Below are 15,769 nucleotides of genomic sequence, written 5' to 3' on the forward strand. Positions count from 1 at the left end.
TCTTTACTGGTCCCGAAATTCATGCGGAGTCATTCCATAATGCTTTTTGAACATCTTGCTGAAATATTGGGGATTCTGATAGCCGAGTTCAGTGGTTATTTCATATATTTTTTTGTTGGAATATTTGAGCAAATAAAGAGCTCGTTCCATTCTCATTCGGATAATATAATCTCCCAGACCTTCTCCGGTTTCAGCTTTATAGATTTTAGACAAATAGACGGGATGAAGATAAACTTGGTCGGCAATCGTCTTAACAGACAGCTCCTGTCCTTTATCCTGGGCGATCAGCTCCTGGACCTGCTTGACCACATAGCTTTTGGCGCTTTGCTCGCTTGCAGACCACTCGGCTTTAAGCTTGTTCATCATGGAAAATATCCACTCTTTGAGGTGTGGGAACGAATGAACCAATTTCTGCGCATGTAACGGATCAAAGCCTACTTGGTCCATCTGTGTAATGAAACGTCCTTGTTTGTGAGCTGTATACATAAAGGCGCTCGTTACCGAAATAAACAGTTCATATAAATGCTCGCGTGTATACCCCGCCTCTTCCATTTTGCCAAATACACGGCTTACTTTTGCTTCTGCCTCTTCCCATTGCCTGGACTCTAGCAGATGAGTAAGCGTAGGGTGCGTATAAAGCCCCTCCAGCGACTTCACTGAGTTGTGTGACTGTTCTGTCTGCTCTTCTATGAATAGGAGTGGATTCGTCTCCTCCTGTTGCTTCCAATATATGGATCTAATCGCTGTCTGATATAGCTTAGGCAGCTCATCCGGGAAATGAAACCAATTCGTTAATGTGACGTAAATTTCCCCTTTCAAGTAATTGCTCACATTTTTTCGAAAGGTTTCAATCGCTGCACGCAAAAAATGATTCTGCTCATCCAGAGTCCGTTTAGGAAACAAATCCCAATTCCCTTCTATTAATACGATTAGGCAATCATGTGGCGCTTTGCAATGCCAAACATGAAAATCAGGAGCGAACACTTCTTCTGCAATATTCCCAATCGCATACTCAATTAAGGACACTGAGTGATAATCCATGTCAGAAAATTGCTTGCCCAGCTGAATAAGCAGCATACTGGCAGGATGTTCTGTGCGTAGCTTGATTTCGTACTCGGACATTTTGTCCTTTATTTTTTGTACAGTCAAATCACGCCCGAGTAACAAATCGTGCATCAAATGAGTGCGCAGCACACCGTAATCGTTCCTGCGACTGTATTGTAATTGATGAACCTTGTCGAATGCTTCCCATTCTTCCTTTAGCGAATCCATGGCAGCTGACACACATTTGATAAACTCTTCATCATCCACCGGCTTTAAAATGTAATCAAAAGCCTTAAGCTGGAGCGCTTTTTTAGCGTATTCAAAATCAGCATAGCCTGTCAGTAATAAACTACGGATATGCGGCCAACGCTCGTTTACTTCAACAATCAACTCCAATCCCGTCATGCCGGGCATACGAATATCCGTAACCAGAATATCAATATCGTATGCTTCCAGCACATCTATTGCTGCCAAGGCAGAAGCTGCTTGATAAACCTTTTCGATTCCCAACGTCTCCCACGGTATAGTAGCCGCCAGGCTTTCAGTAACATAGCTTTCATCATCCACTAGTAATATCTGAACCATCAGTATCCTCCAATTTACTATTTCTTGAATTTGACGAAGAATGGATCAAACCGTCTTCCTGCCCTTCTTCAATTGACAGTGTCCATTTTAAAATCACTCTCAATCCTCCCAACGGAGACAACGAGAATTCCAAGCCCGCGTTTTCACCAAAATGTAACCGCATTCGTTGGTGCACATTCCATAAACCATAACCACTTTTTTCTTCTACAGGTTTCTCTAGTGCTAATGTAAGGGACGTTATACCTTCATCACTCAAACCGAGCCCGTTATCATCTACAATCAAGTACATGGATGAGCCGACACACTCAGTCATAATACGGATGATCCCCTCCTCCGCCTGAGGTTCTATTCCGTGCAACACCGCATTTTCCACCAGGGGTTGCAACACAAGCGGTGGAACCAGCAGAGGATTGGCCTGTGAAGAAATATCAATAGTGAACGTTAACCGTGGCATACGCATCTGCTGAATTTTCAAATAATATTGCACAAACTCGACTTCATCTGATAAAGGAACCAAATCTCTTTCCTGTCTTGTCGTATAGCGATAATATTTGGATAAATTATGAGCCATGGCCACGACTGCCTCATGATTGCGCAACTTTGCCATACTCGTAATAAAGGAAAAACAATTATAGAAAAAATGGGGATTGATTTGAGACTGGAGCTGCTTTAGACGTGCTTCCTTCACATGCAGCTTCTCAACGTAAACTTTCTCAAACAGCTCCTGAATCTGTTCGACCATCAGGTTGAATTGACGTGACAGAAATGCAAACTCGTGACTGCCCTTAGGACTCAAACGAACAGCGTAGTCTCCATCCTTTAATCGCCGAAATGCCCGCACAAGCTGAAGAATCGGGACTTGTACCTGTGAGTGAAGGAGATAAGCACCAATGATGCCTACCAGTAGTGAGCCAACAACGGTTATATAAAATAGTCGGTTAGATGAGTAAATCGGAGACATCATATCGGACAAAGGCATGTAGTCAATCAAATACCAGCCTGTCGTTTGCGAAAGAACGGCGTGAACAAGGTAACTCTCTTCTCCAATTTTCACGGTCAAATTATCAACTTCATGTAATCCCAATTTCTCCAGTTTCGCAATCAGCTGGCTTGACAATTCTGCATTTGCAGAGCGATTATAAATCACTCCTACGCCTTTTTTATAATAAAAAGGCTCCTTTCGTCCATCGCCTTTAAAGCGGTCAAGCATGTCCTGAATATTGCTGCTATCGAATTCCACTTTAATAATCGTGTTAGCGGTTTCCGGATTAGCTAGAGAGGAAAACGGGGATAAGGTATACAATGAAAATATAAATTGATCCTTACCGTACACTCTTTTCTTAGATACCTGCCAGCCGTTTGTAATCGATTGATTTAATACCTTCTGATCATAATAACTGGCTCCATTTTCCGATACAACTCGTCCAAGTGAAGGGGAATATATACTCAGCCCTGTTCTCCAGTTAGAAGAGCTTTCCTGAAGCCCAAGCTTGGTTTGAATCCGCTTGACCAGGTTAATTCCATCCAGATTGAGAGTCTTGTCCTTTAAAAAAATCGCTTGGAAACTGGCAACATCAGGATCATGAATCAGCAGGTGCGGCCAGGAAGAAATCATTTCAATATTCGTATTCACCTGGTTTTGAAAAAAAGTTAGCTGATTATAATTGGATTGATTCAGTTCCTCACGTAATACACCTGTCGTTGTCTGATTAGAGTAGACATACAGAAGCAGCACAGGTATCAGCAATACGATAACGATGGACACGATTTTAGTATAAAAATTAAATTTAAACATGAGTTTCACACATCCTCTGCACAAAAAACAGGCATACTTAAAAGGTATGCCAGAGCCCTGACCTTCGTTGCCGCCACTACATACTATACATTATTAAGGGTTGGCGGTGATAATATGTTTGACGCTAAGCAAATGGAATGGTTAGACCAACTATCTGCTGAAGACCTGGCCATTTTAGCTGCCGGCTTCAATACACTAGGTGATTTTTTTGATTTTCTGGCGCTGATTAAAGCCAAACAGGAAACATCTAAGGAGCTAAAAGGTAAAAACACGAAATCAAAAACTATTTAATAACGAATTTTACACGAGTTCCATCCTCATACTGATCTAACTGGTGACTGACCCATGATCCTGCCCCACGGTTATCCTTAGGAGCTATGTATTTGACATTTGCACCCTTGCCCCCTTCTGAGCACATAGCCATCGGCCATTCATCACGATCAAACCCTTTACGAGTAGGAACACCCGCAAGCGAATGCTTACGATTTTGCTCGGCTCCTTCCCGGTCAATTGTGCATACTGGTGATTTTCCCGCTTGAATGGCTTCCTTAATATGCTGCGCCGTTTCAGGATAACGACCTGACGGAAATTGCAGCGTTACCTGAGCTGATGAAGGCGGGTTTTCTCCTGTTATTTTTGTAAAAAGATTGTCTCCTTCAACCCAGTACGCGCCCACAGCTAGCAGCACTAAGGCTATAAAACTTAGTAACTTTTTCTTCAATTTCCCTCTTCCTTTCAAGCTATTCCAGTAAATGACCTTCAGCTAAGGCAATCCCCAGATTTTATTTTTTGTAACCCCTTACCGACTATAAAAAAAGATTAAATATCCGACGACAAATAGTATAGAGAGGAGGTTGTACGAATGAACGATGAGATCCAACTGGCCGTGAGCCAAATGCAAGCTGTTGTAATCCGGTTACTGAATGGAAATACCGTAATTGGCTGGCCTAAGCTCCTATCTGACCAAGAAACTCAGCAATTCAAGCTCTACGATGACGAACACGTATATACGATTTCCGTTAATGACGTGGATACAGTCGCAAGAGTTATTGTATAAGATACAGGAAGCACTTAATGAGTCATCCAGCGGACAAGCCCAAACAAGGCGCACCACAGGAGAAGACTGATCAGAATTCCCCAAAATAAACCTTTAAAAAGCTTCATACCATACTGACAACCTTTCCGACTGGGCTTTTTCCCCATTATAACATGTCAGAAAGACAGCTGTCGCAGCACGCTCTTACATTGTCTTTGTATCATATATTTCAAATTTTGAAATCACGATACCAAGGGAAAAGCGCAAAATTCCGAAATTATGCCTGATCACCAATGAAAATGCAATCATGACATAATAAAAGTCACAATTTAATCGAAATTTAATGAAACTTTTCCGAAAATGATGTATAATTATTGACATAACAAAACGCACGAGGTGATCATCATGGCATTATTAAACAGAGTTAAAGAATTAAAATTACAACTGCCTAACGAGCATCATAGCATTTCACAATACGTGGAGCATGCACTGCATTCGATTGACAGTTTTGTAGAACAACATCGTCAATTTGTAGCCGCTCAAGCTTTATATGGTGAAAAAATCAATGGTACGGAAGAAAGATTATTTCGCGACACAATTGCTGAGATTAAAGCCCAACTGGTAGCTACGCTGGAGAAAACAGTTGAAGATTTCGCACATAAAGGCGATAAGCACTGGAAAAATCATTATCAGGACGGCGTAGAATAAGCTAAAAATAAACCCCCGGTCTTTGGACCGGGGGTTTATTTGACATACGCCAGGTGTGGTAATGTGCGTTGACTATTTTAAAACTTTGGCAGATGTCGTTACCTTCTTACCACCATAGACTACTTTAATACTGGAGCTTCCGCTATCCAATGCCTTCACCTGACCAGCTGTAACCTGTACGATCGACGGTTTGGAGGATGTCCATACCGCTGAATTGGTCACATTTGCAGTCGCGCCTGAATCATAAACGGCACTCACGCTAAGCACTTGAGACGAGCCTTTAGGCAGCTTCAGGTTTTTATTGCTCAATACCAGCTTAAGCAATTTAGGTGTAACCTTAATCTCCACGTTAAACGACTTATCCTGGTACGTACCCGTAATGGTTGCTGTTCCAATTCCAACAGCTTTAATGGAAGACCCTTTTACGACCACTACAGAAGCATTTGATGTTGTCCATTTCACTTTACTGCTCAGGGTAACTTTTTTACCATCTGTATAATTGCCGACGACTTTGATGGACTTACTTCCCTTCAAATTCATCTCAGCATTCGAAAAGCTTGGTGTCAATGTAGAAATGGCTCCCTCTACAATGACAGGCACTTTCACGTATTTATTCATATACATTGCCTTGATTCCCGAGTTGCCACCACTCACCGCTTTTACTTTTCCATTTCCTACTGTAACTGCGGCTGTTGTAGCTACCCAGCTTACCTGGTTGGTAACATCCAGTACTCCACCACCAGCCATGTGTGCTTTTACGGTCGGAATACTTGTTTCTTGGCCTGCAACCAATACATACTTTTTCTCAGAAGCCGTCAGCTTGAGAACTTTATATTGTACGGTCACTGGAATATCCAGCTTGAGCGCACCTACTGTCGCTGTCAATGTTGCACTACCTGGGTTTACTGCAACCAGCTTACCATTTGCAATCTTGACTGCACTCTCACTGCTTAAGCTCCATTTTACATCGGATTGAACTGCTTTTTTGGCTCCATTGACCAAATAAGCAGATATACTCGGAAGAGAAGTTTTGCTTCCAGTTTCGAGAGTCAGACTGGCTTTGCTTGAGACCAGTTTTTCAACAGTTGGAAGTACATTAATCTTCAGAGTCTTACTCAAACCATGATAGGAGGCTGTAATCGTCGAATTCCCTACATCCATCGGTGTGATTTTACCTTGCTCCACCGTAGCAACCAATGAATTAGAGGAAGTCCATTCTGCCGTGTTGGTCACATCTGTTTTTCCGCCAGTCAGGTTCACATCGGTTGCAGTAACCTGAAACGGGGAGCTACCCAGATAGACCGATTTGGAGCCAGATGCACTCAGTACCAATGCCTGGGATGAAGAACGCACATACACGATCAATTGTGCATTAAGTCCATCTTTGGTGGCTTTAATGTAAGTCACGCCTTTGGCAAGAGGACGTACAAGTCCATTTTCTACGGTAGCAACAGCTTCATTCGTAGATGTCCATTCCACGCCAGACACATTTTCCGTGCCGCCTCCGCTAAGCACACCTTGAGCAGTCAGTTGCTTCGATTCTCCGCCAATGGTCAGATTGAGAGGACCCGTCGGATTGAATTGCAGCTTGCTGTAAGGCGATTTTACCGTAATCGTCGTACTTACTGTTTTCTGATCATATGTGGCAACAATCTTAATCTGCCCTTTGGACACTGGAGTAATGAGTCCCTTTTCTACCTTTAAAATACTTGAATCTCCGGAGATCCATTCAGCTCTTTCGGTTACATCCGTTTTACCAGTCTGCGTCACAGACCACACTTTTAATTGAGCGGGGCTTCCACCCAGATTAACTGTGGTCGGATTTTGACTGTCCCACTGTACTGTGGAGGTCGTTTTCTCCTCAGCCCGGATCAAACCTGCTGGCCATGCTGCGAATACAAACATCAGCAAAGCAAGTAAGAAGGTACTCCGTTTGCTCATACGTTTCATACGCTCCATTCGTTTCTCTCCCTTGGTTTCATTCTATAAAACAGGATATTATTAACAATCCCAATATCTTTTATCGGTAAGCAGCTAACTAAATTGAACCCTTCATCAAAAAAAGGTGAATTATTACAGTTAAAGTTCTCCACGCAGTGACCTCACTACAAATAAATGCTCTTCCTTGGATAAGGTTTGTCCATCCTCAAGAGTCACATGGTCTGCCGAGTGACTAACCAGCTTTACATTGTAAGCAATCAGTTGATCATCTCTCCAAATCGTCACCGCTGACTGAAAATGAATGGCATTATCAAACTGTAACGGAACGTTCATTACATAACCGAAAGTGTTCAGCCTAGCTGGATGGCGGCTTTTACGCTCACGTCCCGGAGGAAGCATGGTAATATGCGTAATATTTTCAAAAGGAATAGCCAGCATTTTCGGGCCCAAAATAACGCATTTTCGTATATCATCCCATTTTTCAAGTGTGCCGCGCACCTTCTGGGTATGACCGTTGTTGCCGTGATATAAAATGACCTGACGTCCCTTCCATTGACGCATGTCCTCACCTCCCGTGCTAGCGGTTAGGAATCTCCCACTGAATCGGTTCCATTCCATGCTCCTGCAAAAATGCATTGGTACGTGAAAAAGGCTTGCTGCCAAAAAAACCTCTGTGAGCCGCCAATGGACTCGGATGGACAGATTTCAGCACCAAATGCTTGCTGGTATTCACAAAACTGGCCTTTTTCTGAGCATGACTCCCCCACAAAATGAACACTACCGGCTGTTCACGTTCATTAATCGCTTCAATGACAGCATCCGTGAAACGTTCCCAACCTATTCCCTGATGAGATTGCGGTTGTCCTTCACGCACAGTCAACACGTTGTTCAGCAGCAGCACACCTTGCTCAGCCCAAGGAACGAGGTATCCCTGATTCGGAATGGGAGTGCCGACATCATCGCGTAACTCCTTATATATATTTTGTAGAGACGGCGGTGTACGCACACCAGGTCTAACAGAAAAGCTCAAGCCGTGAGCTTGTCCCTCTCCATGATATGGGTCCTGTCCCAATATAACCGCTTTGGTCAGATGATATGGCGTTAATTTGAGTGCTGAAAACAAGTCTTCTTTTGGAGGATATACCTTATGTAACTTGTACTCTCGAGCTAACGTATACCTTAATTCATTAAAGTAATGCTTTTCGACCTCTTCTCGTAGTACATCATCCCAGTCATTCCCAAACATACCGCTGTCTCCTCTCAATATGTAAATCTGTGAAAGCTGTAAACTTTTGCCTAAACAAATAAAGCTGACCCCTCATCCGGAGCCAGCTTATTTATTCGTTACTTGTGTTCTATGCCGAAGGACCAGAAAAGTATTCTTACGATAGTCAACTACCGCGGGGTCTAAATTCGATTTCCTTATTATAGCATTCACGGTATTGATGTCAAGTAACTGAAAGCTTAAATTCCTCAGAAGAAAAGCGCTTTGTTGCTGTATTGGTTACGACTTTGGATGAGCATTCAGGTATTCCAATGCATTGTATAACATAACAGCAGCCTCGGCACGTGTAATCGCACTTTTGGGATGAAAATTTCCCTTCCCATCCAGGACATTGACCTTGTACACTAGCGAGCGTTGAATGCTACCTTGGTAAGAAGGCTCCAGTTCGCTGTCATCCGTAATATTTGCAGGTGCGATTTTAATCATGGGAAGAGCACCTGCTTTTTCCATGCCCTGAATCAACATGTGGGTGAACTCTTCCTTGGTCAGAGCTTTGGCAGGATTGATATCTTTTGGAATGTCTACGCCATTATAATACGCGTTAATAAAAGCTTCAGCGTACCATGCGGTATCTTTAACCTGGGTAAACAATCCACTCGCCTGTGGCGCCTGGTTCAAATCAATGGCAGCCAAACTGAGCTGAAGTCCACCCGAGATCAACTGAATGCCTTGGGCAGCGGTCACTTTAGATGAGGGGAGAAACTGCATGTCTGAGGCACCTTTAAGCAATCCCCGCTCTTTAAGGGAGAGGATTTTTTCTTTGCCGTTTACATGGTCCAAATCCCTGAATTGACTATCTGCCGCAGACAAATGACCTCCTATCGAGAAGGACAGCAGAGCTACAGTCGCAAGGGCTGCGATTGCATTTTTTCTCATGCGCATGTTAAGTTCCACCTTGTAGTTGAATTAGGCCGCTTGGCCATTAACAACTTCTTGACGTGGTTCAAGCTAGAAAGGTTGCAGCAGACGCTACTAACCTAAAGTGAACGATCTAAGCTAAATAAAAAAACTCTCCTCTGCTTCTAGCAGGGAGAGTTTATAGCTCACTCCATCGGATTTAATTGCGTGCTGGATTCAGCTTTGCTTGCAGTATCTTGTTAAATCCGTTTATTCTGTTTGTGGCTGAGCATTTGCCAATTTGATATGAACATCTCTCAATTGTTTGTCAGTAACCTCCGAAGGAGCTCCCATTAATACGTCCTGTGCTTTGCTATTCATCGGAAAAGCAATAACCTCTCGAATATTCGATTCATTTGCAAGGATCATCACAATCCTATCAATTCCAGGTGCTATACCGGCGTGAGGGGGTGGCCCAAATTGAAAAGCATTAAAGAGTGCAGGAAATCTACTCTTGATCTCTTCATATGTATAACCCGCGATCTCAAAGGCTTTTACCATAATCTCTGTATCGTGGTTACGGACAGCACCCGAGGACAGCTCAATCCCATTACATACAATATCATATTGGTACGCCAGGATATCCAGAGGATTCATATTCAGCAGCGCATCCATACCACCTTGCGGCATCGAAAACGGGTTATGACTGAACTCTATTTTATGGGTATCAGGATCCAATTCAAACATGGGGAAATCAACAATCCAGCAAAACTTAAACGTATCCTTTTCTAATAAATCCAGCCTTTTGCCTAATTGACTTCGGACAGCACCAGCTATTTTTTCGACATTTTTAAGCTCATCGGCAGCAAAAAACAGTGCATATCCCGGACCAGCTTGCGTTACATTCATTAATTCGTTTTTTACCTTCTCCGGAATAAATTTTGCAATTGAGCCGCTGAGAGACATATCATCATTGAACTTAATCCATGAAAGGCCCTTCGCTCCAGCCTCCATAGCAAAGTTCACTATATCATCGTAAAAGCTTCTTGGCTGCCCTCCACAACCAGGAGTTGCAATAACTCTTATCGTTTTATTTTTAAACACTTTAAAATCAGTCTCTGTAAAAAGCTCTGTAACATCATGGATAATTAATGGATTTCTTAAGTCAGGTTTATCGCTCCCGTATTTGAGCATGGCTTCTTGATAGGGAATTCTACTAAAAGGCTTTGAAATTTTATAATTTGTAAATTCGGAAAAAACTTCATACAGCATATTTTCAACTACATTAAAAACATCTTCCTGTGTAGCAAATGCCATTTCCAAATCCAGCTGATAAAACTCGCCAGGCGATCTGTCTGCCCTTGCATCTTCATCTCTAAAGCACGGTGCAATTTGAAAATATTTATCAAAGCCGGAGACCATTAATAGTTGTTTAAATTGCTGAGGTGCCTGAGGCAAGGCATAAAATTGACCTGGATGCACTCTACTAGGAACTAAATAGTCTCTGGCGCCCTCTGGAGATGAACTTGTCAGAATCGGTGTCTGAATCTCTAAAAAATCCAAATCAATCATCTTTTTTCGGATACTTTGAATTACTCTAGAACGAAGTACAATATTATCATGCAGTTTTTCATTGCGCAGATCCAGAAAACGATACTTTAATCTTAAATCTTCCCGAGCTTCATGTGCTGAAGATACTTCAAAAGGCAATGGATTCATGACCTTTCCTAACACTTCTATCTCCTTGGCAACGACCTCAATATATCCGGTTTTCATATGGGGACTGATCGTACTTTCGGATCTGTGACATACAGCTCCTATGACAGAGATGGTTGATTCCCTGCTGATCTTGGATACAAAATCCTTTAATTCATTAGAATCACAGACAACGATTTGCGTAACCCCATAATGGTCCCTAAGGTCAATAAAAACAATCCCGCCAAGGTTACGAATATTTTTAATCCAACCTGCAATTCTCACGATTTCCCCGACATGCGTTTGATCCAGTTCTCCACAGTTATGAGTTCTATACCTATGCACGAAAACACCCTCTTTCTTTCACCCTAGTGGATCTAAATGGTTTTAATGATGTAACCCATGGTCTGATTACAGAGATTGTCACTCTATCCTGCATGTATCCGGCCATGGGCTTATTCAGCTAGAACGTACTGTACTGCACTTCACTATTAGCTTCTCGTAGCTTCTCGCCATTGCTTGAATCCAACTAGATTGTAAGTAGACTAGCAGCTAAAGCTTTAAATCTTTCATTCAGGTGTTCTGCAGTCTCAACCATTATTTTTTGTCCTATATCTTCAACATGTCTATTCTTCCAATCCTCAAGGACTGTCCCCTTAACCCATTGATTAAAAGCACCAAGGGCTGGTCCGCAGTGTACTTGATAATCGACCCTGTTGTTTTTGTCCCCATTAATGGCAAGTCGGGTAGAATAAGTAAAGTACCATCTAAATATCAAGGCCATCTTACGTTTTGGGATTCTTTCAGCTTTTTCAATGATTTCAGCCGGGTAATAAGCTTTAATATCTTCATAGACTTGTTCGATACTCTTCTTAAAATATTTTTCTTCAATATAATGTTTGGTTTCTCTATCAATTTCATCTATGGAATTATAATTCCGGTAAAGATCATATAATTTATTCGCCCTGGCCGGGAAAAACACTCCTTTTTTCATAACCTGAACTTTTGCCCCCATTTCAAACATATCCCCTGCTGGAGCGTAGTCCGTATCCTGAATGTTTAATTGCTGGAGCAAATCTTTTACTTCATCACTCGTCCCTGCTTCAACCGTACACTGATTGATAGAACCCGTCATGATAAAATCAGCACCTAATATAAACGCCGCCGCTGCAGCTTGTGGAGTCCCTATTCCCCCCGCTGCCCCTACCCTTATGCTTTTATTGTATTTATACTTTCGAATCGCTTCATCCCTCATCTGAAGCATTAGCGGAACCAATACATATGCAACTGCATGGTCGGTATGCCCGCCTGAGTCAGCCTCGACGCATAAATCATCGACCATGGGAATTTCCATTCCCATCATCGCCTCTTCCCGGCTGATCCTATTTTCCGCCAGCAGCTTATTTATAATATTCTGAGGCGCAGGACTCAGGAAGGCTTCAACAACCTCGGGTCTGGATACTTTCGCTATAATTCTGTTCTGTGGCGTTACGTTTCCCTTTGCATTCCGTCTCAGTCCCTTTAGCCTGTACCTAACCAAAGAAGGCGTGATACTCATAAACGCAGAGGCTTCAATATTTCTAACACCGTATTTTATGTACAAATCAACGATGTTATTTTCTATGTCCGGGTGGTCTGGCACATGAATAAGATTCATTCCATAGGCTTCGCCATGGTTCAATTCCTTTTGAATATACTTTATGGTTTCCTCCAGAGCATCAATCTCCACTCCCCCAGCTCCAAAAAATCCCATCATTCCTGCCTTTCCTGCTCTTACGACCATCTCTTTTGAAGAGATGCCCTTGTACATAGAGCCTATAAGATACGCATACTTAATTCCGTAATCTTGTTTGAATTCGCTATGACCAAGAGACTCTGCCGTAAATCGTTTGCTGGATTCCAGTACGTCATGACCGGATTTTGTTCTGGGAGCCTGTCGCTTTTCGGATATCGCTTCATCATTTCTCAACGTATCCTTCGACATCCCCTCCTGTACCTGCTCGCTCCGGTCTTCAACCTCCGTCAGGATCAATGGCTCTGCTTCTCGTTGTATGGCATTAACCAATCCTGCCACAACATTTCCAGGCCCGATCTGAATAAACTGGGTTACACTTTTACCCATCAGATAGCGTATACTTTCCGACCATTTGACCGGGCTCACAATCTGGTTGATTAGCGTGCTTCTTAAATCCAGCTGCTTGTAGGGTCTAGCATGGACATTTGAAATAACGGGTATTTTGATTTTTGAGAATTCGAATGACGCCGCATAAGCCTCAAATTTCTGTCTCGCATTTTCCATATATCTGGAGTGAAATGCTCCACTTACATTCAAAACCACATAATTTCTGGCTCCAGCATCCTCAAAAATCGGTTTCGCCTGCTCAATCAGTTCCTTTGGCCCTGAAATGACAATCTGGCTGGGCGAATTATAGTTGGCAACATCGAGCTCTACTAATTTATTTTTTTCCATTACTTCCCAAAACATTTCTTCTTTCAAGCCTAAAACTGCCGCCATTCCGCCACCAGTAGCCCGAGCCATCAGCTCTCCTCTTTTTTGGACCAGCTTCAAACCGGTTTCAAAGTCAAACGCTTCCGCGGCAAATAAAGCATTATATTCACCCAAGCTATGTCCTGCAACATAGTCGGGTTTTCTTCCGGTTTCTCTTATTTTTTTCAGGTAACTTAAGGCATTTACGACAAATAGCGCCGGCTGGGTAAAATCCGTTTGTCCGAGTTGCTTGGCAGGGTCCTCAAGGCACAGCTTCTGAATAGAATAACCAAGAACTGCATCCGCTTGGGCAACCCATTCTGGAAATTCATCAAACAGTCCTTCGCCCATGCCTTTCACTTGAGCTCCTTGTCCAGGGAACAGATATGCGATCATTGATTTCCTCCTTGTTAGTAATGGATGCATATTAGTCAAATATTTCGAACAGACGATCCAAATTTTTTATATCCTGTTGAAAAGGAGAGAGCATGGAATAAACGCTTGCCTTTTTCTTGGGACCAAAATTATACTTTACAAAATTAGCAAGCGTGCCCGAGGGACCGAGATCAATATAAACAACCCCGTCACTATCTCCCAGACACTTTAGAGCACTCTGAAATTGGATAGGCTTTCTAGTGACGTCCCAAAGAAAACGGTTGTCAAGCCATGTCGTCTTCCCGCCGTACATAGATGAAACCATATTTATTTTAGGGCTTCTTAGGGTCTTGAGCTTTAAGAACGCCGTATATTCCAATGCAATAGGGTCCATTAAGGAAGCATGAAAAGCATAATGTACTGGCAACCTTTGATAGATCATTTCATTTGCTTTCAAATAATGTTCAATCTCTGTCAGACCCTCGCAGCTGCCTGAAATGACAAAATGTGAGTCAAAGTTGATGGATGCCAGTTCTGAGTTAGTATTCAATATGGGTGCTTCGTCGTACAGACTGGGATTGCCAATGACGGCCAGCATGCCCCCTTTCGGACAATAGGCCTCCACCAACTGTGCTTGCTTGATAATACATTGAAGCGTGTCCTCATAGCTCATGCAGTCAGCCACAGCAACAGATACAGACTCACCCAGACTAGAGCCTAAAACATAATCAGGATAAATTCCCTTTTCCAATAACACCTGTGTGAGCGCATATTCAACCATGAAAATTGCAGGGTGAGTATATAGCAGGGTATCAAATTCTTCTCCCCTGCGACGCGTATCATCGTACAGCGTTTTTAATACAGAGCTGCCTGTAATATCCGTATGAATCTCATCCAACCTGGTCATCCATGTTCGGAAAACCGGGTTGGACATATATAATTCCTTTCCCATGCCGTAGTATTGCGAACCCTGGCCTGAAAACATAAAAACCACTGATCTGTCCATCCGAGTAACCCCCACAACGTATTGATCAGACTCTCCTAAGCAGTTCTCTATCATTCAAAGTTCACAACAAATTGCGCACTAATTGCATTTGGGATGCCGTAGGATTGCTTTCGTTAAGAACATTCTCCATATGCTGCCGGATTGCAGGTTTGAATTTCGGTTCTGTGATGATATATAGCTGCCCTTTTCGGATGCCCTCAAAAATCTGATTGGCCACATCCTCCGGAAGTATTCCATTTTGGACAGCCTTGCGAGCCAATTCGGTAATAACTTGTCTTTCAGGTGGAAGATTGCCGCTCCCATCTGGCTTACGCAGCTCTGTCGGGCGGTTCCGCTCTGCATCCATGATTTGAGTACGAACGAATCCCGGACATACAACCGACACTCCCACATTAGAACCGATCAATCTGAGCTCCTGATATAACGTTTCAGACAGGCTTAAAACGGCATGCTTTGACGCGCTGTATATTCCATTTCCAGGACCGGACAGCAGACCGGCAATAGATGCTGTATTTACAATATGGCATGGAGTTTTTTGTTTCACCATAATAGGAACAAAAATTTCGGTGGCAAACAGAATTCCCCAAATGTTTACGTTGATTACCCACTGCCAATCTGCCACAGTATTCTCCCATAATAAGCGGCCTGTGCCAGCATCCACGCCTGCATTATTGAACAAAAGATGCACAGCGCCAAAGGTCTGAACTGTTTTTTGTGCTAATAAACGAATATCAGCTTCTTTGGAAATATCGGTCACAACGGAGAGGGTAGCTGCACCCATTGCTTTCAATTCTCGTTCAGTCCTTAGAAGAGCCCCCTCTTCAATATCCGCCAAAACGACCTTCATTCCTTCTTTGACACATCGGTCTGCAATAGCTCGGCCAATTCCGCTGGCAGCTCCCGTAATCACAGCTACCTTATCTTTGAACTCCCTCATTTGTACCTCCGGATTATTCGTATTTTTCGTCAGACAG

14 protein-coding genes are annotated in these 15,769 nt (G+C 42.9%); 3 read left to right on the top strand and 11 right to left on the bottom strand.

What is annotated here, in order from left to right:
* Positions 1-3 precede the first annotated feature (3 nt).
* Entirely contained in the window at positions 4-1,629 is a 1,626-nt protein-coding gene (locus EGM68_RS16330; RefSeq protein ID WP_129549585.1) for a response regulator transcription factor, read from the bottom strand.
* Positions 1,604-3,424 carry a sensor histidine kinase gene (locus EGM68_RS16335; protein WP_013371918.1) on the bottom strand — a complete coding sequence of 607 codons (1,821 nt, stop codon included), beginning with the start codon at positions 3,422-3,424 and terminating at the stop codon, positions 1,604-1,606. The genes EGM68_RS16330 and EGM68_RS16335 overlap by 26 nt, the downstream gene beginning before the upstream one ends.
* Before the next feature lie 114 nt (positions 3,425-3,538).
* Here EGM68_RS16335 and EGM68_RS25755 point away from each other — a divergent pair, with 114 nt between their 5' ends.
* Positions 3,539-3,715 (top strand): hypothetical protein, encoded by a 177-nt coding sequence (locus tag EGM68_RS25755; protein WP_013371919.1) that lies wholly within the window; start codon positions 3,539-3,541, stop codon positions 3,713-3,715.
* Here EGM68_RS25755 and EGM68_RS16340 read toward each other — a convergent pair.
* Positions 3,708-4,145 (bottom strand): NucA/NucB deoxyribonuclease domain-containing protein, encoded by a 438-nt coding sequence (locus EGM68_RS16340; RefSeq protein ID WP_013371920.1) that lies wholly within the window; start codon positions 4,143-4,145, stop codon positions 3,708-3,710. The two genes, EGM68_RS25755 and EGM68_RS16340, sit on opposite strands and share 8 nt — an antisense overlap.
* A 141-nt stretch (positions 4,146-4,286) precedes the next feature.
* Between EGM68_RS16340 and EGM68_RS16345 the strand changes: the two genes are divergently transcribed.
* Positions 4,287-4,481, top strand: a complete 195-nt coding sequence (locus EGM68_RS16345; protein ID WP_013371921.1) for a hypothetical protein — start codon at positions 4,287-4,289, stop codon at positions 4,479-4,481.
* Between the two features lie 384 nt (positions 4,482-4,865).
* The gene (locus EGM68_RS16350; RefSeq protein ID WP_013371923.1) at positions 4,866-5,168 is read left to right on the top strand and encodes a hypothetical protein; all 303 of its coding nucleotides are present in this window, start codon (positions 4,866-4,868) and stop codon (positions 5,166-5,168) included.
* 72 nt (positions 5,169-5,240) lie between these two features.
* On the opposite strand, the gene EGM68_RS16355 is transcribed toward EGM68_RS16350, so the two are convergent.
* From EGM68_RS16355 to EGM68_RS16390, 8 genes are all read right to left on the bottom strand, one after another.
* The gene (locus EGM68_RS16355; RefSeq protein ID WP_129549586.1) at positions 5,241-7,127 is read right to left on the bottom strand and encodes an Ig-like domain-containing protein; all 1,887 of its coding nucleotides are present in this window, start codon (positions 7,125-7,127) and stop codon (positions 5,241-5,243) included.
* 120 nt (positions 7,128-7,247) lie between these two features.
* Entirely contained in the window at positions 7,248-7,670 is a 423-nt protein-coding gene (locus EGM68_RS16360; RefSeq protein ID WP_013371925.1) for a YolD-like family protein, read from the bottom strand.
* A 16-nt stretch (positions 7,671-7,686) separates the two neighbouring features.
* Entirely contained in the window at positions 7,687-8,355 is a 669-nt protein-coding gene (locus EGM68_RS16365) for a uracil-DNA glycosylase (protein WP_129549587.1), read from the bottom strand.
* Between the two features lie 258 nt (positions 8,356-8,613).
* The gene (locus EGM68_RS16370; RefSeq protein ID WP_014600044.1) at positions 8,614-9,276 is read right to left on the bottom strand and encodes an S-layer homology domain-containing protein; all 663 of its coding nucleotides are present in this window, start codon (positions 9,274-9,276) and stop codon (positions 8,614-8,616) included.
* 225 nt (positions 9,277-9,501) lie between these two features.
* Positions 9,502-11,271 (bottom strand): aspartate--tRNA ligase, encoded by a 1,770-nt coding sequence (gene aspS / locus EGM68_RS16375; RefSeq protein ID WP_129549588.1) that lies wholly within the window; start codon positions 11,269-11,271, stop codon positions 9,502-9,504.
* A 184-nt stretch (positions 11,272-11,455) separates the two neighbouring features.
* A complete protein-coding gene (gene fabD / locus EGM68_RS16380; RefSeq protein ID WP_129549589.1) occupies positions 11,456-13,810 on the bottom strand; it encodes an ACP S-malonyltransferase in 2,355 nt (784 codons plus the stop codon).
* 31 nt (positions 13,811-13,841) lie between these two features.
* Entirely contained in the window at positions 13,842-14,795 is a 954-nt protein-coding gene (locus EGM68_RS16385) for an acyltransferase domain-containing protein (protein WP_129549590.1), read from the bottom strand.
* A gap of 61 nt (positions 14,796-14,856) precedes the next feature.
* Positions 14,857-15,732: an SDR family NAD(P)-dependent oxidoreductase gene (locus tag EGM68_RS16390; RefSeq protein ID WP_013371931.1), complete on the bottom strand. Its 876-nt coding sequence runs from the start codon at positions 15,730-15,732 to the stop codon at positions 14,857-14,859.
* Between the last annotated feature and the right edge of the window lie 37 nt (positions 15,733-15,769).

It is taken from the genome of Paenibacillus sp. M-152, from assembly GCF_003856555.1.
GTDB lineage: Bacteria > Bacillota > Bacilli > Paenibacillales > Paenibacillaceae > Paenibacillus > Paenibacillus polymyxa_C.